This is a genomic window from Corynebacterium sp. H130 (assembly GCF_037572395.1).
GTDB lineage: Bacteria > Actinomycetota > Actinomycetes > Mycobacteriales > Mycobacteriaceae > Corynebacterium.
In genome coordinates, this window is the sequence record NZ_JBBHLA010000004.1 from 219,229 (window position 1) to 239,926 (window position 20,698).

At 56.9% G+C, this 20,698-nt stretch carries 21 protein-coding genes; 14 read left to right on the forward strand and 7 right to left on the reverse strand.

Annotation, left to right across the window (positions count from 1 at the left end; all coding sequences use genetic code 11):
• Positions 1-26: 26 nt before the first annotated feature.
• Positions 27-749 (reverse strand): sulfite exporter TauE/SafE family protein, encoded by a 723-nt coding sequence (locus tag WG939_RS09175; RefSeq protein ID WP_339984974.1) that lies wholly within the window; start codon positions 747-749, stop codon positions 27-29.
• Between the two features lie 76 nt (positions 750-825).
• On the opposite strand from WG939_RS09175, the gene WG939_RS09180 reads away from it, so the two are divergent.
• From WG939_RS09180 to WG939_RS09200, 5 genes are all read left to right on the forward strand, one after another.
• Positions 826-1,122, forward strand: coding sequence for a hypothetical protein (locus WG939_RS09180; RefSeq protein WP_339984976.1), 297 nt, complete (start codon positions 826-828; stop codon positions 1,120-1,122).
• Positions 1,123-1,977, forward strand: coding sequence for a hypothetical protein (locus WG939_RS09185; protein ID WP_339984978.1), 855 nt, complete (start codon positions 1,123-1,125; stop codon positions 1,975-1,977).
• An 87-nt stretch (positions 1,978-2,064) separates the two neighbouring features.
• Positions 2,065-3,087: an ABC transporter substrate-binding protein gene (locus WG939_RS09190; protein WP_339984980.1), complete on the forward strand. Its 1,023-nt coding sequence runs from the start codon at positions 2,065-2,067 to the stop codon at positions 3,085-3,087.
• 14 nt (positions 3,088-3,101) lie between these two features.
• Positions 3,102-4,670: an ABC transporter permease gene (locus tag WG939_RS09195; protein WP_339985241.1), complete on the forward strand. Its 1,569-nt coding sequence runs from the start codon at positions 3,102-3,104 to the stop codon at positions 4,668-4,670.
• Positions 4,667-5,572, forward strand: a complete 906-nt coding sequence (locus WG939_RS09200) for an ABC transporter ATP-binding protein (protein WP_339984982.1) — start codon at positions 4,667-4,669, stop codon at positions 5,570-5,572. Before WG939_RS09195 ends, WG939_RS09200 begins: the two co-directional genes overlap by 4 nt.
• Here the strand turns inward: WG939_RS09200 and WG939_RS09205 are convergent.
• Positions 5,569-6,597, reverse strand: coding sequence for an Lrp/AsnC family transcriptional regulator (locus tag WG939_RS09205; RefSeq protein WP_339984984.1), 1,029 nt, complete (start codon positions 6,595-6,597; stop codon positions 5,569-5,571). The genes WG939_RS09200 and WG939_RS09205 overlap by 4 nt on opposite strands.
• A 143-nt stretch (positions 6,598-6,740) precedes the next feature.
• Here WG939_RS09205 and WG939_RS09210 point away from each other — a divergent pair, with 143 nt between their 5' ends.
• Both WG939_RS09210 and WG939_RS09215 read left to right on the forward strand, forming a co-directional pair.
• Positions 6,741-8,288: an AbgT family transporter gene (locus tag WG939_RS09210; RefSeq protein ID WP_339984986.1), complete on the forward strand. Its 1,548-nt coding sequence runs from the start codon at positions 6,741-6,743 to the stop codon at positions 8,286-8,288.
• Positions 8,289-8,305: 17 nt separating this feature from the next.
• Entirely contained in the window at positions 8,306-9,454 is a 1,149-nt protein-coding gene (locus WG939_RS09215) for a M20 family metallopeptidase (protein WP_339984988.1), read from the forward strand.
• Here WG939_RS09215 and WG939_RS09220 read toward each other — a convergent pair.
• From WG939_RS09220 to WG939_RS09230, 3 genes are all read right to left on the reverse strand, one after another.
• On the reverse strand, positions 9,446-10,249 hold the full coding sequence (locus WG939_RS09220) for a hypothetical protein (RefSeq protein ID WP_339984990.1): 804 nt from the start codon (positions 10,247-10,249) through the stop codon (positions 9,446-9,448). The genes WG939_RS09215 and WG939_RS09220 overlap by 9 nt on opposite strands.
• 106 nt (positions 10,250-10,355) lie before the next feature.
• Positions 10,356-10,712 (reverse strand): hypothetical protein, encoded by a 357-nt coding sequence (locus WG939_RS09225; protein WP_339984992.1) that lies wholly within the window; start codon positions 10,710-10,712, stop codon positions 10,356-10,358.
• Complete coding sequence (locus WG939_RS09230) at positions 10,709-11,038, reverse strand: hypothetical protein (protein WP_339984994.1); 330 nt, start codon at positions 11,036-11,038, stop codon at positions 10,709-10,711. The genes WG939_RS09225 and WG939_RS09230 overlap by 4 nt, the downstream gene beginning before the upstream one ends.
• 12 nt (positions 11,039-11,050) lie before the next feature.
• On the opposite strand from WG939_RS09230, the gene WG939_RS09235 reads away from it, so the two are divergent.
• Positions 11,051-11,227 carry a hypothetical protein gene (locus WG939_RS09235; RefSeq protein WP_339984996.1) on the forward strand — a complete coding sequence of 59 codons (177 nt, stop codon included), beginning with the start codon at positions 11,051-11,053 and terminating at the stop codon, positions 11,225-11,227.
• A gap of 57 nt (positions 11,228-11,284) precedes the next feature.
• Here the strand turns inward: WG939_RS09235 and WG939_RS09240 are convergent, their stop codons facing one another.
• On the reverse strand, positions 11,285-11,797 hold the full coding sequence (locus WG939_RS09240; protein WP_339984998.1) for a hypothetical protein: 513 nt from the start codon (positions 11,795-11,797) through the stop codon (positions 11,285-11,287).
• Positions 11,798-11,978: 181 nt separating this feature from the next.
• On the opposite strand from WG939_RS09240, the gene WG939_RS09245 reads away from it, so the two are divergent.
• Positions 11,979-13,556 carry a cation:proton antiporter family protein gene (locus WG939_RS09245; RefSeq protein WP_339985000.1) on the forward strand — a complete coding sequence of 526 codons (1,578 nt, stop codon included), beginning with the start codon at positions 11,979-11,981 and terminating at the stop codon, positions 13,554-13,556.
• A 3-nt stretch (positions 13,557-13,559) separates the two neighbouring features.
• On the opposite strand, the gene WG939_RS09250 is transcribed toward WG939_RS09245, so the two are convergent.
• Positions 13,560-14,918 (reverse strand): hypothetical protein, encoded by a 1,359-nt coding sequence (locus WG939_RS09250; RefSeq protein ID WP_339985002.1) that lies wholly within the window; start codon positions 14,916-14,918, stop codon positions 13,560-13,562.
• A gap of 76 nt (positions 14,919-14,994) precedes the next feature.
• On the opposite strand from WG939_RS09250, the gene deoD reads away from it, so the two are divergent.
• The 5 genes from deoD to WG939_RS09275 all read left to right on the forward strand — a co-directional run bounded on the left by deoD (position 14,995) and on the right by WG939_RS09275 (position 20,696).
• Positions 14,995-15,714: a purine-nucleoside phosphorylase gene (deoD, locus tag WG939_RS09255; protein ID WP_339985004.1), complete on the forward strand. Its 720-nt coding sequence runs from the start codon at positions 14,995-14,997 to the stop codon at positions 15,712-15,714.
• On the forward strand, positions 15,711-17,081 hold the full coding sequence (locus WG939_RS09260) for an MFS transporter (RefSeq protein WP_339985006.1): 1,371 nt from the start codon (positions 15,711-15,713) through the stop codon (positions 17,079-17,081). Before deoD ends, WG939_RS09260 begins: the two co-directional genes overlap by 4 nt.
• On the forward strand, positions 17,074-17,721 hold the full coding sequence (gene deoC, locus WG939_RS09265; RefSeq protein ID WP_339985008.1) for a deoxyribose-phosphate aldolase: 648 nt from the start codon (positions 17,074-17,076) through the stop codon (positions 17,719-17,721). The genes WG939_RS09260 and deoC overlap by 8 nt, the downstream gene beginning before the upstream one ends.
• Positions 17,718-19,346: a phospho-sugar mutase gene (locus WG939_RS09270; RefSeq protein ID WP_339985010.1), complete on the forward strand. Its 1,629-nt coding sequence runs from the start codon at positions 17,718-17,720 to the stop codon at positions 19,344-19,346. Before deoC ends, WG939_RS09270 begins: the two co-directional genes overlap by 4 nt.
• A gap of 126 nt (positions 19,347-19,472) precedes the next feature.
• Positions 19,473-20,696 carry a glycosyltransferase gene (locus WG939_RS09275; protein WP_339985012.1) on the forward strand — a complete coding sequence of 408 codons (1,224 nt, stop codon included), beginning with the start codon at positions 19,473-19,475 and terminating at the stop codon, positions 20,694-20,696.
• Positions 20,697-20,698: the final 2 nt, after the last annotated feature.

A 20,698-nucleotide genomic window follows, 5' to 3' on the forward strand; every position in this document is an offset into this window, starting at 1 on the left:
AATATGGATTGGGTCACAGGGTACTGCTAATGAAACAACGCCTGCACAATCAGCATGATCGAAGCGCTGACTGCGATAATCACAACCAACTTGTTGAGCAGTGCGGAGTCGATCTTCTTGTTGAGGCGATGTGCGATAAGCAGCCCTACGATCGCCAAGGGCAAATAGGCGAGTGCCACCTGGATCTGGTGAAAAGTCACATGGCCGCTGATGCCCAAAATCGTGAGGGAAATGATGCAACCGACGACGAAGGTGGCGGACAACGTACCTCGGATGCGCGCCGGGTTGAAGCGCTTCATCACTAGCGCCATTGGCGGCCCACCAATGGAAGTTGTGGTGCCCAGAAAACCGGATGCGACGCCTGCGACCACGGTGTTTCGTGTTCGATACTCCGGGGTCCAGCCAAGCCACGATAGAGACATCGCGAAGATGACCGCGCAGCCGATGAACACCTGGAGTCCAGTCGGTGAGAGAACTGCGAGCGCCGATGCGCCCAGCAGCGAACCAGGCAGACGTGCGACCGAGGAAATACCCACAACACGCCAATCGGTTTCCGAGCGGTTCTTCGACAATGTGTAGCTTGCGATGAAGAAGGCCAGGATCAGAATAATGGTGGGTAGGAGCTCAGGTTTTATCAACGCAATGATCGGCGTTGCGATGGTCCCGAGACCAAAACCGATGGTTCCCTGTGCGATTGTCCCAAGCAAAATGAGGAAGCCGAGAAAGACATAAGTCGCAAACGGGTCCAAAACGGTCCTTTCATTCGAAAACAGTTATTGTTATCCAATGGCCTCAAAGAATGGGAAACGTACACTACGTGATTACGTGGTTGGCATCACACTGTTTGCAGTCTATCTTTCTGTCCCACCGCTCGTTGCACAGGTAGTCGAGCCTCCAGTGCAGGGCTGGCTGATCGTAGGCGTGCTTGCGGTGGCGTCGTTAAGCGCAGGGCTTGCCGACGCCCACTGGTTCCGCCCCACAGCCTCGTTCCCGTTCATCGCGGCAGCGCTGTTCTTCGTAGTTATGAGGCTGTATTTTGATGACCGCGCTTTGCTGTACCTGGTGCTGTTCGCGCTGCTCACGGGGCTAGGTGAGTGGCTGTACATGAAGAAGGAGACCTAGATGGAACGGTGGACTCTGGCACATCCGACCTTCGGGCTTATCGAGGTCGAGCGCGGATACGATGTTGAATTTCTTCAGCAGTACGAGGACTGGCCAGGCAACAAGACAAACCCGGCTGTTGAAGTGGGCGCCAAGGCGACACTGAAAGAGCGTGTGGAGGCGTGGAAGGAAAACCCTCACGCGCGCATCCAGATTAAGGTTGATGGGAAGCCATGCCGGCGAATCAAGGGGATCCCGAAGCGCAAAGCCGCCGTGGTGGAGAAAGACATTGAGGTCTTTGGCGACCGCGATGAGTTTCTCGCCCCAGGCGCTCCGTACTTGAAGTTCACTTCAACTCCGTTGGGGGAGATCATCGGGATTAGTTTCCACAACAAGGGTGAGGTGGTTGAACTCGATCCGCCGGCGGGATCGCGGGGAGCTAAGGTCCAGGCGGACATGGCTGAAAGCCCAATCAAGCGAGTGATGTATCCGCTGCTCCTAGGGTTGGGGAAGAGCGGTTGGGCTATCGCGATGCTCGTGCTCGTACCGTGGATTTCCGGGCTGCTCCCGGACATTGATGTAAAACTTCCCGAGGTAAAGCTGCCGACTTTCCCTTCGCCACCCCACATCGCGCTTCCTTACCCCACCATCCATCTCCCGCAGCTCCCGGCATTACCCCCGATTCCTGAGCTACCGGATTGGGTGAAGATGATCCTGGAACACTCCAACATTTGGTTCCCGCTGGTGGTCGGTATCTTCGTAGGTTTACTTGCGCTGCGCAATCACAAGAAGTCCGAACGGGCAAAGCAGAAGTGGGAAGCAGAGCAGTCGGAAGCACAGTCCGGACTGGATACCCCCGAATACCCCCGGTCGTAGAAGTTGCGCTGCATCGTTTCAAGGGCGGTATCAAAATGAAGGATCGTATTGTTTGATTCTTCATCAACTGAAAGGCTCCCTAGGATCATGTTTCCTAAAAGTGCACGCTTGGCGCTTGCCACGTTGTCCGCAACTGCTCTCCTTGTAGGCTGCGCCGAACCTGCCGAAAAGGTTGATGACAAGGCTAAGTCCGGCGAAAAGACCAAGATCACGGTCTACACTTCGGAGCCTGAGGCAAAGGTTGATGAGATCAACAAGGCTTTCCAGGAGAAGAATCCAAACATCGAGGTTGAGGTTTTCCGCGCAGGTACCGGCGACTTGAACGCGCGCATTGAATCCGAGAAGAAGACCGGCAAGATCGGCGCCGACATCCTGTGGGCAGCAGACGCTCCAACCTTCGAGACCTACGCCAAGGCGGGCGACCTCGCAAAGCTGGACAAGCTGGACACCAAGGCAGTGATCGACGACGCGAAGGATCCAAATAACTTCTACGTCGGCACCCGCATCATTCCTACGGTGATCGCTTACAACACCAAGGAAATCACCGAAGCCCCAGGTTCCTGGAAGGATCTGACCGATCCTAAGTTCCTGGACAAGTTGGTGCTGCCAGATCCTGCTGTTTCTGGTGCTGCAGCGTTCAACGCATCTGCCTGGAAGAACGATCCATCTCTCGGCGAAGAGTTCATCAAGGGACTCGGTGATAACAAGCCGATGATCGCAAAGTCCAACGGCCCTGCATCCCAGGAGATCGCCTCCGGTTCTCGCCCAGTCGGCATCGTGGTCGACTACCTAGTGCGCGACCTCGCGGTTAAGGGATCCCCAGTAGCGGTTTCTTACCCGAAGGAAGGCGCCCCATTCATCACCGAACCGGCGGGCATCTTCAAGACTTCCGAGAAGCAGGAAGCAGCCACGAAGTACCTGGAGTTCCTCATTTCCAAGGAAGGCCAGGAACTGGCAGTCAAGCAGAACTACCTCCCAGTTCGCGAGGACGCAGGTGCACCAAAGGACGCTCCAAAGCTCAAGGACATCGCGCTGATGGACCAGGACCTGGAGAAGATCACCGCTGACAAGAAGGCAGCTGTTGCTGCTTTCCAGGAAGCAATGAAGTGACACAAGTTCGATTGATGAGGATGGGCGTTTGGCTCATCCTCATTGGCCTTTTTCTTACCCCTTTGGGCCTGGTTGTTTCGCTTGCCTTCGGCGGAAACCAGTGGCCAATTTTGCTCGAGCAAGGCTTGGGAACAGCAACCTGGAACTCGGCCTACACAACGATCCTGGCCAGCGTCGGTGCTCTTGTTGTGGGGACGGCGGGGGCTCTCATTCTGGAACGAACTGACGTTCGTGGCGCCCAACTCCTGAGGCTCTTCCTGCTCTCGCCACTTCTTGTGCCACCGTTTATTGGCGCGATTGCGTGGATGCAACTGTTCGGCCCGAAACAGGGCTTCAACAGTTGGTTTGGTGGGGAATTATGGAATGTCTATGGTGCCGACGGCGTCATTGTGCTCATGATCCTGCACTCCTACCCGGTGGTGTATTTGGTGATCGCGGCAGCGCTCAAACACATTCCAGGAGACATGGAGCACGCCGCCCGGATCAGTGGCGCCGGGACGTTCACCGCGCTGCGAACCGTCACCATCCCGTTGCTGCGCTCAGCTCTGCTCAGCGCATTTACCCTCACTGCGGTAGCCAACCTTGCTGACTTTGGCATCCCAGCAATCCTCGGCTCTCCCGAGCGTTTTGAAACGCTCGCCACCATGATCTACCGCTTTATGGATTCCGGGACCGTGGCCAACCCGCTCCAGGTGGTGTCGACAGTCGGCGTTGTTTTGTTGTTGCTGGGCATCGGAGCAGTTATCTGCGACTACATGGTGTCCCTGTGGGCGTCGGCAAGCATGCCCGATACGGGCGCGACGCAGCGCTACCCGCTCGGACGTCTGCGCATTCCGGTGACGGTGATCGCGTGGCTGCTAGGACTGGCAGTGACGTTGGCGCCACTTCTCGGGCTCACGTACCGTTCGCTGCTGCCAGCACCTGGTGTTCCGTTCACCCCGGAGACCGTCAGCCTGGACAATTTCCGTTTGGCGCTGGACAACCCACGTGTGATCGAGGGATTCGGCAATTCGGCACTACTCGCAGTTTCGGCCGCCCTGCTGTGTGGTGGGCTTGGCTGGGTGGCAGGAATCATCGTCACCAGGACCAAGCACTGGAGTAATGTGCCAATGTCGCTGGTCATCCTCCTACCCACCGCGCTACCAGGATTGATCATCGGTGTGGGTTGGCTGATTCTTGGCCGATACACCGGCACTTACAACACACGCTGGGTAATCCTGGGCGCCTATGTTTGTGCGTTCACCGCGCTGGTGTTGCAAGCAGTGCGAGCCCCGCTGCAACAGACCCCACTCGCAGTGGAGGAAGCCGCGCGCATTTCAGGAGCGTCGCGTCTGCGCTCACTGCTCACCACCGGTTTGATCTCGCTGCCGGCAGCAATTTCGGGCGCGGTACTGGTGCTGGTCACCGCCATCCGTGAACTCACTATTTCCATTCTGTTGGTCGCGCCGGGCACCACTACGCTCGGCGTGCAAGTATTCAATCTGCAACTGGCCGGTGACTACAACCAGGCCAGCGCCCTGTCGCTTCTCTTCGTCCTCGTCGGCGTCGCAGCGCTCAGCTTTACAGTAAAGGACCGCGCATGATTCAGCTCAGCGGCTTGGGAGTCACATTCCCAGACGGCACCACCGGACTCAGCGACATCAACCTCAGCGTCGAGCCCGGCGAATTCGTTGCCCTCGTCGGCCCCTCCGGATCAGGCAAGACAACGTTGCTGCGCACCATCGCCGGATTCATCGAGCCAACCGAAGGCAGGCTGCTTATCGACGGGGATCCCATGACCGGAGTCCCGCCGGAAAAGCGCCATCTGGGCATGGTCTTTCAGCAGCATGCAGTGTGGCCGCACATGAATGTCTTCGAAAACGTGGCTTATCCGCTCCGACGAGGAGGGGTGTTCTCTGCGGAGCGAGTAAGCGAAGCATTAGACATGGTTGGGTTGGGAGGCTTTGCAAAGCGAAAGCCCGCGTCCCTGTCCGGTGGTCAGCGTCAGCGCGTCGCACTTGCCCGTGCCATCGTGGCGGATCCTCGGGTGCTGTTGTTGGATGAGGCGTTGTCCGCGCTCGATGAACCACTTCGCGATTCCCTTCGTCGTGACCTTGTCACCCTTGTTCGTTCGAAGGGGCTCACCACGATCCACGTGACTCACGATCGCGCGGAAGCGCTCGCCCTCGCGGATCGGGTGGTGGTGCTCTCTGGTGGCAAAATTCTGCAGGTTGCTCCGCCAGCTGAGCTGCTGTCTGCGCCGAATTCTGCCGAGGTGGCGTCTTTCATTGCCGACGCAACTGTACTGCCATCCGGGGATTGGGTATTGCCTGCTGATGTGACAGTTGTTTCGGAAAAGCACGGCAAGCTCGACGGCACAGTGCAATCGGTTCTGTTTGAGCGCAGCGGTTACTCCGTCACCGTTCTCGCAGACGGCCTGACGTTCCGCGCATTCACCGCAGAAAAGCTTGAAGTTGGACAGCCAGTGGGGATCGATTTTCCCTAGGGGGCTGGCCAAAGCGTTGGCGGGGTGAAGTCTCCAAGATTTCCGTCCTCGTCGATGCTCGTCCAGTAGCGCTTCCAGTCGCGCGCGATGATATTCGTCTGGGTTGCTTTAAGTCCGGAGATAGTGGCGAAATCGTGATTGAGGATGGTCGTCAGTTCGTGGCGATTTCGGCACACACCCGTGGCGAAGACATCCGAGTCTCCAGCGATCTGGGTCACGAAGCGGTTGGCAGGGTGCGGGGAAAACTCCCGCAGAACGGACTCCGTGTGCTGCGGGTCCGACTGAACCCGAACCAGGAATTTACATCCCATTCCGATGGCAGAGAGATTGCATTCGACACGAGGCCGGAACCAGCCGTCGTCGATAAGGCGGTTGATGAGTCGCTGCGCGGTGGGGATCGATGTGCCGATCACTCCGCTGAGTTCCGTTGCGGTTAGGCGGCCATCTCGCTGCAACGCGCTGAGAGCCAAAACATCCGTTTTTGTGCGCGGAAGCTCAGGGGCAGCTGTTATCTGTGGCAAGTGTGGTGGCGCATTCAGCGGCAGGACTTCTCTCGCTCGCTCGAGGTGTTCGCCTTCCAGCAACAATGGGTTCCAACCTGAGGCTTTTACAGCCCATTGCAACACAGGAAGCGTGTAGACCGCTGAGACACCGTCGATGCAATGAATCTGATCGATGACTCGGACGGCATCGATGTCATTTTGGCCATGCAGCGTGGCAAACACTGGCTCCCGCCCATACAGCGAGGCCACATGCTGCGCTTCGGGGAGCTGGGCAACCTCGCGCGCAACGGCGGAATGCTCCCTCCCCGAGACACTAATCCAGGCGTGAACCGGGTACGTCTGCGAAAACAAATGCCAAGACACCTCACCGACCACACGAATAGTTCGTGATTCCACGAGGCGACGAAGCCGGCGGGAAGCTGTAGATGCTGACACCCCTGTGACGTGCCCCAAGGCATCGAAGGTGGCGCGTGGATCAAAGAAAAGGGCGCCGACCAGAGCAACATCGGTGTCATCGAGCATGTTTTCATCATTGCACAAAAATCGCTTTTTCAAATCATGCATGAGGGGGTGAAAATGTGAACAAATTCGGCAAAATGTGCTTTACTGTGATCCAAGTCGCCAACAATGGCCGAATAAATCTACTTCACTCAAAGGGGGTTGAAATGTCTGCACCAGTCCAAACCTCGGCACAAGAGGTTTCGGGAGGAAAGCTCATTCAGCTGGCATTCCGCTCAATTAACGCCATCGAAAAGTGGGGCAACAAGCTGCCACATCCGTTTTGGCTGTTCTGCATTCTTTCCGTGCTGCTCATCGTGCTCAGTGCGGCTCTCAAGGCAATGGGCGTTACCGCGGTGAACCCTGCTGACGGCAAAACAATCGCCATCAAATCGCTGCTATCTCAAGCCGGTGCAGAGGTGATCATCGGTGACGTGGTGAAGAACTTCGCTGATTTTCCACCACTTGCCACCATTTTGACCACCATGCTTGGCATTGTGATCGCCGAAAAGAGCGGGCTTTTCGACGCCGTTCTACGCCTTACTGTGCTGCGAATTCCGGCGCGCTTCACCACGTTTGCGCTGGCATACGCAGGCATGATTGGCCACGTTGCCGGCGACGCAGCTTACGTAACGTTGATTCCACTCGGCGGCATCGTCTTCAAATCCTTAGGACGTAGCCCCGTGCTTGGGTGCATTGTCGCGTTCGTTTCTGTATCTGCGGGCTACGACGCATCGCCGTCGATTACCCCGACCGATATTTTGCTCTCCACTATTTCGACCGCAGCAATCCACACCATGGATCCTGCGGGATACATGAACCCAACGTCGAACTACTTCTTCTCGTTGGCATCCTCCGTGGTGGTGGCTCTCACTATCACCGTGGTTGTGGAAAAGGTACTGGTCAAGCGGCCAGATCTGGAGGCAGACGAAGACGCTTCTGGTGAATCCACCGCCATTTCTACCTTGGAACTCAGCAGCAATGAACGCGCCGGCATCCGTATGGCCACTGTAGTTGCACTGCTGTTCTTTGCAGCGCTCGTTATCGCCATGGCAATTCCTGATTCGCCTTTCCGTGGCCCTCAGAATGAGTTGCTGAAGTCTCCAGTGATGGAAGGAATGGCAGGTGTTATTGGCTTGTTCTTCGCTTTCGTGGGTTTTGCCTACGGAAAAGCAGCGAAGACTTACTCGAAGCTTGGTGATGTTATTCCAGCAATGACCGAGGGATTCAAGTCGATGGCCCCCATCCTTGTACTGTTCTTTGCCATCGCGCAGTTCCTGGCCTACTTCAAGTGGACCGGAATTGGTCAAGTTTTGGCGATCTACGGCGCTGACATCTTTAAGCAGATCAACGCTCCGGGTTGGGCAATTCTGCTGGGCATGGCCCTCGTCATTTCGGTAATGAACTTGATCCTGACCAGTGGATCTGCCATGTGGGCGCTTGCAGCTCCAGTATTCATTCCAATGCTCATGCTGCTCGGAATCGAACCAGAAGCCACCCAAGCTATGTACCGCGTGGCGGACTCGGTTACCAACTGTGTCACTCCGATGAGCCCGTACTTTGTGATGGCTCTTGGCTTCATTCAGTCCTACAAGAAGAGCGCTGGTATTGGCACCCTGGCTTCCTTCACTCTGCCGCTAGCAGGTGTTATTTGGGTGGTCTGGGTTGCCTTCTTCATGATCTGGTACCTCGCTGGTATCCCGTTCGGTTTCTAACAGGAAGAGGAAAAACTATGACTTTGCATATCGAACTGGAACAACGCCTGGAAGATATCGTCTCTGACATCACTCGATTGGTTGAAACAGAAACGTACAGCACGGACCTAGTTGGCCTCGGAAATGGGGCTGCGGTTATTCAAGAGATTCTGAATGATCGCCTGGGTAGTTCGGCTACCATCGAGACCATCCCAGCCGATGGATACGGCGACCATTTCGTTGTCACCGTGCCGGGTACGACTGACAAGAAAGTTTTGTTCGTTGGACACTACGATACGGTGTGGCCTCAGGGCACACTTGCGCAGTGGAATCAGAGGGAAGGCACGGATGCAGCTGGCCGGAGGCAACTGTCGGGGCCCGGAGTTTTCGACATGAAAACAGGCCTGGTGCAGGCAATCTGGGCAACCAAAGTGTTGCAGGACAAGGATCTGCCACGCCCAACAATCACGTTGCTCATCAACGGTGACGAGGAGATCGGGTCGCCGTCGTCGCGAGCACTCATCGAGAAATACGCGAAGGGCAGTGACATGGCCTTTGTGTTTGAAGCTTCTCATGAAGGCAAGGTCAAAACCTCTCGTAAAGGCGTAGGCCTCATCACCGTCGAAGCTACTGGTGTGGAATCACATGCGGGTCTGAACCCTCAGGATGGAGCTAGCGCCATCACTGCGCTCATGGAGTGGTGCTTGGCTGCCGAGAAGTTGGCCGACGATGCGGAAGGCACGACCGTCAATGTCGGTCTCATTTCAGGCGGCACCGGCAGCAATGTGGTTGCCGGTAAAGCCACGGCGCAACTAGACATTCGACTGCGTACGGTTGCAGAGCAACAGCGTCTTGACGACGCCTTTGACCACATCACTTGGAGCGATGACCGCGTCCAGATGAAGGTGACCAAGGAATGGAATCGGCCTCCGATGGAATTCACTCCGGCTTCTCAAGGGTTGTATCGCGAAGTGGAAGCTACGGCACTTGAAATGGGGCGCACGATTGAGCACACCGCGGTTGGCGGTGCCAGTGATGCCAACTTCATCGCGCCTTTGGGAATCCCGGTGATCTGTGGCATCGGTGCTGACGGAGCGGGCGCGCACGCTCGCCACGAATTCATTTACCCGGACTCAATTCCGTTCTTTACCGCACTGGTAGCGGGCACTGTCTCTCGCCTAGCCTGAGAATACCGTCCGTCTGACCAGCCACTCCAGCAGATCTTCGCTGTGCCGAACCACTACAAAGATCAGGGCGATGCTCACAGCTAGAGCCATCGTCCACGATTGGTGCCCATGCAGCAAGATCGAATAGCTGCTGAGTGGCTGGTATACCTTTTCATGCTCCATGCCAGATAGCGGGCTGTAGCGAATCCAATTGAAGGTTGCCGAACCAGAGCCGAGGACAGAGGCTACTACCGCCATAGCGACGTTGAACGTGAGACTGCTCCGGCCGAGAATCTTGATCGGGCGTACATCCGGAAGAATCTGGCACAGTCCGCTAACCAGCAATGCAGCTCCAATAGCTTCAAGCGGTGAGACCACGGTGAATTGGTCGTTGTGCCCAGAAATCAAGAAGGAAAAGTCTTCGCCTTCTAGCAACAAGCGATCCGTCACGATAAATGCTGCGCCAATGACTACGTTCACCCAACGGTATTCGCACAACAACATAGTCAGGAGCGCAGCAATGACGATGGGGAAGGGGCGGTCTTCGAAAAGCTGCACATAGTCGAGCCCTGCTGCCACAACCAAAGTCGGGATGATCGCCCAGCGAGGCGCCCTTGTCACGAGAGCGCAAGCAACAACCACAAACCCGAAGACAAGAGGCAGCGATTCGGCGGAAAGCGGATCAATGCGAAAGTGGAGCAAGCCGAGACCTGCAACCACTGCGCCAATTGCCACAGCCTTGAAAGCCTGTGGCCAGGTGTGGATTCCAGCCTTACATAGGAGGGCAATTCCAGTGGCCAGGGCACCGATGGCCAAAGGTAACAAACTCAGCGAAACAGAGAACGGCAAGGGGATGAATCGCCAGCAAGCCAGTAGCAAGGTGCCGAAACCAAGGGCTGTCCAGGCTGTAGACGTCGACAAGCTAGTTACCCCGAATCATCGCAACCAGCCCCGCAATCGCCATGGGGAGAGCAACGACGGCGAAGATAAACCAGGTAATGAAGGGCCACAATGACATACCGACCATAGCCAACATCGAGGCGAATGCAGTGCAGATGCAGCTGACGCGAAGCAGCGTGCCACTGCGACTGTTGGGGAAACCAACGATGGCGCGAATGATGCAATAGAACGAAAGGACGAGAACTCCAAACTGCAACAAAAGCAGAGCAAGTTTAAGGGGATCGACGAGAATCCCCGAAAAAATCGCGAAGCTAGCCAGCGCAGTGAAAATCACGCCTACTAGAGCGAGTCCGAAACAGAACTTGTCGAGTGCGTTCATACTTCAACCTTCGTCAGTGAAAGCCAACCAGCTACAGCGACCGGAATTACGGAAATGGGCAGCCCCAATCCCAGTAAGATTAACCACTGGAATGAGCCAACGAAACAGCACAGGCCAATTAATAGTGAAAGCCGGCAACTGCGCCAGCCCGTGCACGCGCGATAAAACACCCACGGCAGAAATACGACGCCACCAAAAGCCATTGGTAAGAACAAGATGGGGAGCATCCCGTCGCCCGCGCCCGAAGCCGTGCCCATAATGATCATCGCCGTCGCGATGAGCACTAGGTTGGCGAAGACCACGAAAAACTTGTCGATGACACGCATAGAGCTCCCCTCATGAAAAACGTTGGTACCTGTCTAATGTGCGGGCGCGAGGAGATGTTCCTAACTGCTTTGTTGCCACACATGGTCCCACGTGGCCTCGTCAGGCCAGGTCCGTATCCGGAACCTGATGGGGCTGTATGCAGGGTCTACTTCGATGTAGTCGGTGGCCACGCAAAGGAAGTCGCTTAAGGAGACGCTGTGGTCGCCGACATGCAGCTTATCGACGTCCGGTAGTTGCAAGGAATACTATTGGCCGAGTCCGGGCTCGATGCGGCAAAAAGTGAAACCGGTGTCCGGGTCAATTTCGTGGTCGACCAGGAAATCGCCAGTCTCCTTGAGGTTCTCCTGACCCCAGCCGGTGGTTTCATACAGGTTCTTTTGCACGCGGTAGGCATGATCACAGCTGTATGCGAAAGCAAAGTGAATGTCTTGATAAGCGGGATGATCAGCGGGAGGGAACCATGGAACAGGACTGCTGTCTTCAAAGACTAACGGGTAGGTGGCGATTGGAACCGCCCAGAATTCCCGAGCGCTGGGAACGAACATGACTGGATCGTCAACAAAAAGCTCAACTGAGCTGGGGAACAATAGCCACGAGGCCTCGAATTCCTCAGGGCCAAGGGCCTGGAAGAATTGCGCACCGCTGGTTTCGGACCACCCACAATCAGAAATGGGGATCTCGAATTCGAGTTCAGCGCGAGCATCGGCGAAGAGTGGTTCCGCGTTGTCTTGGAACGGAACGCCCTCCAGCATTTCCACCAGATGATTGGTTAGTTTACGGAAACAAGGAACGTGCGATTGTGGTTTGGCCGAGCCATTCACCGCTACGAACTACTGGCAGAGCGTCCATAATCCCAATCCTAGAAGTAGAGATAATCATCCGCAGCAAAAATTATGGTCACAGGCTGAGCCAAGAGTAGCGCTGGGGTATCGTTGTGCTGTGAATTCCCTGTACCTGACAGCTCTGCTCTTTGCCATCATCGGTGGCTTCGTCGCCGCTGTGCTGCGACTGCCACCCCTGATCGGTTTCTTGGGTGCGGGATTCGCCATCAGTGCGATCGGATTGAACAGCATTCCCTTCGTAGACAACATGGCTGAACTCGGCGTCACCACGCTGCTATTCACAATTGGCTTGAAACTCAATCCCCGTGACATCGCTGGGCCCCGAGTGGTGGGGTCGGCAACAGGACATGCGATAGCAAACACCGCGATCTTTGCGGTGATCTTTGGGCTGGCCAGCTTCCTACCACTAAAAGAACTGGCCGGACTGAGCTTCACCTCGCTCATCTACATCGGCATCGCGACATCGTTTTCTTCCACAGTGTTTGTGATGAGTCAGTTGGAAGAGCAAAGCCGTAGCGGTTCTGCGGTCGGCCGCATCGCCATTGGTGTGCTCGTCTTACAGGACATTATCGCCGTCGGCGTACTCGTAGCCTCCTCAGGCAAACGACCTGAAATGTGGGCCCTCGTTCTGCCTTTGCTACTGCTGCTCCGGCCTCTCGTGACACGGCTTCCAGACCGCATGTTCCGGACCGAATTGCTGGTCCTCACTGGCATCGGCATCGCTGTTGGCGCATATTCGTTGTTTGAACTCGCTGGGCTTTCGGGATCGCTTGGTTCTCTGGTCGCGGGCATCTTGTTGTCCGGGCACCCGGTGTCAGACCGGCTGTCCGACGCTTTGCTTAGCGTCCGCGAACTACTGCTGGTTGGTTTCTTCCTACAAATTGGCCTAGGCGGTCTGCCAAATGCAGGTGGTTTCCTTATCGCCGGAATCTTGATTCTGGCGTTGTTCGCAAAGGCTCTCATCTTCATCGCGATCATTCACCGCGTGGGTATGTCCGCGCGTACTAGTGCGCTCTCGGGATTAACCCTGGCGAACTATTCCGAGTTCGGTTTGATTGTCACAGCGGTAGCCGTCGACAAGGGCGTGGTAGGGCCGACCTGGACCTCCATCATGGCGATCGCGGTTGCCGGCAGCTTCATCGTCGGGTCAGTGGCGTCCGCGCAGGAAGAAAAGCTGTTGCCGTGGATTCTGCGCGGAATCAAAGAACTGCCCGTGGAGCGACTAGCACCCGACGAGAGGCCAGTGGTGGTGCACGACTGCGACGCCCTGGTGCTCGGCATGGGGCGCGTCGGACTCGGTGTGTACCACCGCCTCCACGACGAATACGGCCTGCGCGTCTACGGCATCGACTTTGACGAAGAACGCATCGAGCGCCTGCGCGCCACCGGACACAACATCATCGCAGGTGATGCCACCGACCATGAACTCTGGCGACGCATCGAGCTGACCCGCCAACCCAAGCTCATCGTTCTCGCCGTGCCCGCGCATTTCGACGCCGTCCAAATCTTGGAGTCGATTCGTCGCCACAATAAAGACGTGGTGGTTGCGAGCACAACGCAGGTGCGCAAACATTGCCAGGAGCTTCTCGACGGCGGGGCCAACGTAGCCGTGTACCTCTACGACGGCGCGGGTGAAGAACTTGCCGACCAAGCAATGCGGAAGGTTCTCCGCTAGGAACTAGCGGCGTACGATTTCTTCGCGGACAGCACCAGGCAAATCTAGCTCTAGTCGCTTGATGAACCCCTCCAAGTTGAGGTCCATGACCGGCCCCGCAATATCTATTTTCACCTTCAACGGCAGTCTGTGCATAGGGCCTCCGGAGACGCCGTGGGCAAGGCCGTGGCAGACGCACCAGAGCACAAGGGTGCTTTCATACAGCGCCCAAGCTTCTTGAGGTCCACCACCTTCGACGATGAGATCTCGGACCAGCTTCACCAAAATTTCAAAGGCTTCATCCTGCTCAAAGTGGCTGTTCCCGCTGGCAAAGTTGGTGGTGATGATGGATCCGCTACATACCTCGGTAAACACGTCAAGGCCCACCGGGTCAGTGAGTGCAAACGCCACGTATCCCAAACTGTTGGCTTTGCCCTGAGCAAGTAATGAACTAGAACCTGCCGCCTCATTCATCTGTTTCCGGATGGCACCTGCCACCAGGGAATTCATATAGCGCTCGAGCTGCAAATGGAGTGGTTCATCAGGCGTGACCAGGCAGCGGGCTCGTTCCATCGTCAGACCTGCCTGCGCAGCTGCGTCGTCGAAAGTGACCATGTCGACGCCACGATTGATAGCAATTTCAACCGCGCCTCGGAACAGCGCCATCTTTGCTTCCTCGCAGTTAGCGCGTGGGAAACTCTTAGCGCTCGGTACTGGTGAGAGGTCGAGTGGGCCAACAATATGGTGCGGTTCGATAACTAGTCCGCATCCGCTGTGAAGCGAATCGCCGATTCCTGCAACAATGTGCGAAGCGAGTGCGACAGCGAGATGATCCTTCACCGGGGTACTAAGGTGGCGGAGAACTCCAGCGGTGCACAAATGGGCATAACCGTGCAAAGCCGACAAAATGGCTAGCGAACGAGTGACGCGAACCCATTCTGACACCCCCGGGGCCTCCCGGAGGATGAGCGCATTGAGTGTTTCGTACACCGGGTTAGCGTGCGTATCAGTGATGTCCGGCGACAACGCAAAGAGATTGCACATTGCGCGGCAGATTTGGGCATTTGCCGTGGAAAACTTCGCAAAATGGATGATGACTTCTGTGAGAGCCTCGTCAAAACCCTCTGCGTTTGGGGCAGGCATGAAATCGACAAACATCTGGCGCAAATACGCTTTCGCAGCGTCGATAAGCGCGCGATCATCCGGAAAAATCTGACGCACCTCATTAATGTGCACGCCGTGCATGTCGGCCACTCGACGGAGAGTGACGTCGACGGGGTGAGGTACAGAGGCCAACGCGACAGCTGAATTGATCAGCTTGTCGCGCAGTCTTTGCGCAGATATGGGAGTATTTGACCTCACGATGATAACGATACTGGTCATCGGGGCAGCCGTAAACAGGAACGAGTCCAGGTAGGGTGGGCGCTAGAAAATTCCTGTCGATCAGAAGGGAAGCGCCATGTCCACCACCAATACCCCTCACATCAACCCCAATGGCGCGCCGATCGCCAAGACTGTTTTGATGCCAGGCGATCCGCTGCGCGCAAAGTTCATCGCGGAAACTTACCTCGAAGACGTTGTTCAGTTCAACGGAGTCCGCAACATGTTCGGATTCACCGGAACCTACCAAGGCCACGAAGTCTCCATCATGGGATCCGGAATGGGCATGCCATCCATCGGCATCTACGCTTCGGAATTGGTGAAGTTCTACGACGTACAGCGAATCATCCGAATCGGCTCGTGCGGTGGTCTGCAAAAGGACGTCAACCTCTATGACATCGTCTTCGCGATGGCAGCCTCCACCGATTCCAATTTCATCAGCCAGTACAACTTGCCTGGTACCTGGGCTCCAACGGCATCGTGGAAGCTGCTCAAGGCGGCCGTCGATGAGGCAGAAAAGCACGGGGCACGCTACCACGTGGGCAACGTCCTGTCCTCGGACATTTTCTATCATGACGACCCAACTGCCAACGACCGCTGGTCCGGAATGGGCGTACTCGGCGTTGAAATGGAAACCGCAGCACTCTACGCAATCGCTGCGCGCCACGGCATCGAAGCGCTGGGCCTATTCACTGCTTCGGACAACATCATCACAGGTGAGCAAACGACGGCGACTGAGCGCCAGACTGCGTTCACCGCGATGATGGAAATCGCACTGCCACTCGCGGGGCTGCCATGAAAGAACACGTAAATCCCAAAGCTGCTGTCCCAGCCCTGCTGTTCGCCTTCGTCTTTTGCCTGATCGTTGACAACGGTTTCAAAACGATGACCGGTCCCATTGCGGAAGGCCTCGGCATTTCCGGAAATACTGCGAGCCTGCAGGCATCATTGGCCGGAGTGATCATCGGCATTGGTGCAGTTTTCTATGCTGCGCTAGCCGACTCCATCTCGATTCGAAAGCTGATGCTCACCGGCATCGCGCTGATTACGGTCGGCTCCCTCATCGGATTCTTTGGCTCCGGATCGTGGCCTCTCGTGCTGGCTGGGCGCCTGATTCAAACCACCGGCCTGGCCGCCGCGGAAACGCTGTACGTCATCTATGTGACCAAGCATCTGTCCGAAAAAGACCAAAAGACGTATCTCGGGTTTTCCACCGCGGCCTTCCAAATGGGACTGCTTGTTGGTGCGCTGACCTCCGGTTACATTGCCACTTATATGTCCTGGACGGCGATGTTCCTGGTGCCACTCGTGCTGTTGCTTATTGCACCAGTGATCTACAAAACCGTGCCTGAAGACGAGGCCGTGGAAGGTCACCTGGATGTTTTCGGGTTGTTGCTCATCGCTGTGTTCGCGGCCAGCCTGACGATGTACATGCAGGCATTTAACTGGTTGTGGCTTATCCCAGCAGTCGTCGGCATTGCGCTGTTCGCATGGCATGTTTCCGCGCATTCCGGCGCGATGGTTGCACCCGAATTTTTCCACAATGGCCGATACGTTTGGGCGCTGGTGTTGGTACTCATTATTTACTCCACGCAGCTTGGATTTATCTTCCTGCTTCCATTCGCCGGCGAGAAGCTCCATGGTCTCACCCAAGACCAGTCCGCGCTGCTCATGGTCCCCGGATACGTCTGTGCGGTGCTCGTTGGCATCTTTTCTGGGCTCATCGGAAAGGTGCTGTCCTCCCGGGCAGCGATCTTCACTGCGCTGGGAATGATCATTTCCGCACTGGTGCTTGCCGCAGTGTTCATCGAAGCTCACGTTGCAATTCTGATCGTCGCCATCGTGCTGTTCGCTTCCGGATTCGCGCTCATGTACGCCCCGCTGGTGAAGACGGCGTTGCAGAACATCACTGCTGCTAAGTCAGGCATTGCCATTGGCTTTTACAACCTCACCATCAATATTGCGATCCCGCTGGGAATTGCATATTCAGCAAAACTGCAAGATCTTTCCGTGACGTGGTTTGCCGGACTCTCGGGCGCAACGACAGCGTCGGGGCAGTTGTACGCCACGGTACTGTGGGTGCTTGCTTTCGTCGCCATCTCCGGCGCCGTGATCTATCTTTTTGCCGATCGATTCCTGGCTACCAAGGAGGCCTCCCATGTCTGAAAAAGAGACCGTTGCTCGACTCATTGACCACACGTTGCTCAAGCCGGAAGCGACCGTGGCGGACGTGGCGGAGCTCGTCGCTGAAGCGCACCGCCTGGGTGCCTATTCCATTTGTGTTTCGCCGTCTCAGCTGCCCGTATCCGTCCCTGAGGGGCTGCATGTGGCAACCGTAGTGGGGTTTCCCTCCGGCGCGGTTCATCCGAGCGTGAAGGCCTTCGAGGCAGCGCAAGCCGTCCGCGACGGCGCGGAAGAAATCGACATGGTTATAAACATTTCTTTGGCCAAGGAGGGGCGTTGGTCCGAACTCGAGGCGGAGATCGCCGCGGTCCGCGCTGAGGTGCCCGGCGTCCTCAAAGTCATCATCGAATCTGCCGCGCTTAACGACGACCAAATCATCGATTCCTGTCGCGCAGCCGAAGCCGCCGGCGCTGACTTCGTCAAGACTTCAACGGGTTTCCATCCGGCCGGAGGAGCTACGGTTCATGCAGTGTCCCTGATGGCGCAAACTGTCGGTGGCCGACTTGGGGTGAAAGCATCGGGTGGTATCCGCACGGCTGAAGCTGCTCGCGAGATGATCGCAGCAGGTGCAACACGTCTGGGACTGTCTGCGTCTGCCACGATTTTGGGAGAGCTCGAATGACGCTCCTTGACACTGCAGCGCAGTGGGCAGAGCACGATCCGGATCCTGCTACTAAGAAGATCGTGCAGGACTTGGTTGCTGCTGGGGACACGGCGTCACTAGCTCCTCTTTTTGCAGGTCCCCTTACCTTCGGCACAGCGGGCCTGCGAGCCGAGGTCGGGGCGGGGGAGTCCCGGCTCAATATCGCGGTAGTAACCAGGGTGACGTGGGGGTTGGTGACTTGGATTCGCTCCAAGATTGATGCTGATCCAGTGGTGGTCGTCGGCTGCGATGCTAGGCATGGCTCCGCGAAATTTCAGCAGGCAGCAGCCGGAGTGATTTCAGCTCTTGGCGGTCAAGCGCTGTTGCTTCCGCCCCAGAACCCGACTCCGCTGACGGCATTTGCGGTGAAGAAATACGGCGCGGACGCCGCCATCATGGTGACCGCTTCGCACAACCCGCCGGCTGATAACGGGTACAAGGTGTACCTCGGCGGTCGAGTGGCGACAGGTAGTGAGGAAGGCGTGCAGCTGGTCTCTCCAGCCGATGCAGAAATTGCCGAGTGCTTTGTCAAAGCTCCCGTTGCCGACGAAATTCCGCTGTCGACCTCGGGCATCACACACATTGATCCGCGTGCGGACTACGTCGCCCGAGCATGCACACTGGCAGGCCCTGATCGCTCGCTCACCATTGCGCTCACGGCTATGCATGGTGTGGGAGGAACGCTAGGCCAGCAGATCCTGTCCGAACTCGGCTTCAACGTCTCGATGGTGCCCGAGCAATCCGAGCCAGATCCCGACTTCCCAACCGTGTCTTTCCCGAATCCGGAGGAACGCGGCGCTTTGGACCTGGCAAAGGCCCATGCGGCATCCATCAATGCCGACATCATCATTGCCTACGACCCAGATGCCGACCGCTGCGCAGTTGCTGTTCCTACCTTGGAAGGTTGGCAGCAGCTTTCCGGCGACGAATTGGGCGCCTTGCTAGGGGACTACCTCGCTTCCCGTGGCGCAAAGGGCACTTTTGCTAACTCGATTGTTTCTTCCCGACTCCTGGCGAAGATCGCCACCACTCACGGCCTGCAGCACCAGGCCACGCTTACTGGTTTTAAATGGATCGCCAGGACGCCCGACCTGGCCTTTGGTTACGAGGAAGCAATCGGTTATTGTTCCGATCCTTCCCACGTGGCCGACAAAGACGGAATTGGCGCATCAGTGCTGGTGGCAAGCATGGCAGCGACGCTCAAAGCATCGGGTCAGACCTTGGGGGACAAGCTCGATGACCTTGCCCGCGAGCATGGCCTGTACCTCACCGCTCCGCTGACCTTCCGGGTGTCCGATCTTGGGCTGATCGCAGCTGCCATGTCGACGCTCCGAGCCACGCCTCCAACTTCCCTCGCGGGCTCGTCAGTGGTCGAATTCCTGGACTTGGCGAAGGGGGAGCATCCGGCAGGTGTGACTGAAGGGCTGTATTTCCGCACAGAAGCCGATGATCGCGTGATCGTGCGACCAAGCGGAACGGAACCGAAGCTCAAGTGCTATCTCGAGGTGGTGCTACCTGTCACTGGGCAAGAGGTGCCACGTACGCAGGCGAAGCAGCGACTCGATCGCATAGCTACTGAGCTGCGCGTGTTGCTGGGGATGTAGCTAACTCAAGGGTGATTTATTGGGGGGCACGGAAATGGCTTCGGCGCTGTGGAGTCAGCCCGACGGCCGTCGAAAAGCCCCGCCCAAAACAGGCCGAAGTGGGGAAGTGGTACTAAATTCTAAATAATGAAGATCGCCCAGTTTGTTGACAACTACGGTCCCGCACGCAACGGCCTGCTGGTTGCGGTGCAGCAGCTCGAAGGAGATTTGCTGTCGCGAGGACATGAGGTGATTGTGGTGTCACCGCAGGCAAAGGGGCCAAACCCGCACAAGGATAATCCGCGCCGAGAAGAGATTCGGCTGCCATCGGTGTTTGTGCCGAAGCTGCCTGTGCGTGTGGCGTCGGGGCGTGGTTTTAAGAAGACAATCAAGAAGCTGGCGAACAACCGGCCCGATGTTATCCACGTGCACGGGTTTGGGCCGATTGGCGTGCTCGGGCTGTGGGCCGCGCTGCGTCTCGACGTTCCGCTGCTGGTCACGTGGCACACGGATTTTGATGCGTACGCCGAGCACTACCCGGCGGTGTTGCCACTGCTCAAGGGCGTGGTTCGTCTGTTTGCGCGCATGAACAACTCCGAAGTTTACGACGCCAAGGCGATCAAAGAAGCACGTCTGGAGCTGGGAGATAATGCCTCCCTGCTGGGCTTGATGCGCAAAATGCTCAACGAAGCCGACATCGTCACCGCGCCGTCACCGAAGACTTGCAACCGCGCGCAAATCCTCGCGCCGAAAGCGAACGTGCGGTGCGTGCCCAATGGCGTCGACCCGCTCCCGATCGGTGAACCTCCAGTGGAACGCGGCGAAGGTCCCCTCATCATGTACGCGGGGCGCGTCGCGCCAGAGAAGAGCATCAGCTTGCTTCTCGACGCCTTTGTCCTGGTCACCGAAATCAGGCCGGATGCGCAACTAATGATCGTCGGAAATTGGGAACAGCACCCTAAGCTTCGCAAGCAGATCGCCAAGATGAAGGACAAATACAACCTCATCCTGCCCGGTGAGCGGCCACGCGCAGACCTTGGTTCGTTCTATGCCATGGCTGACCTATTCGCGTTCCCATCCCAGACAGATACCCAGGCACTTGTCCTGCATGAAGCGGCGCTTGCCGGCCTACCAATCGTGGCCGTGGATAGCGAGCTCAACCTGGTCATTGAGCCGGGTGTGAATGGTGAATTCTCGGGCCCTTCGCCGATTTCGCTGGCTGCTGTTCTGCTGCGCATGATCGATCGTCTGGAGGATCCGGAATGGAAGGCAGCAGCGTCCTTGCGCTCCAAGGAACTGGCCGGGCAGTGGTCGGTTCATTCCCAAGCTGAAGCGATGATGAAGGTCTACGAGGAACTGGCGGGCAACTAAGC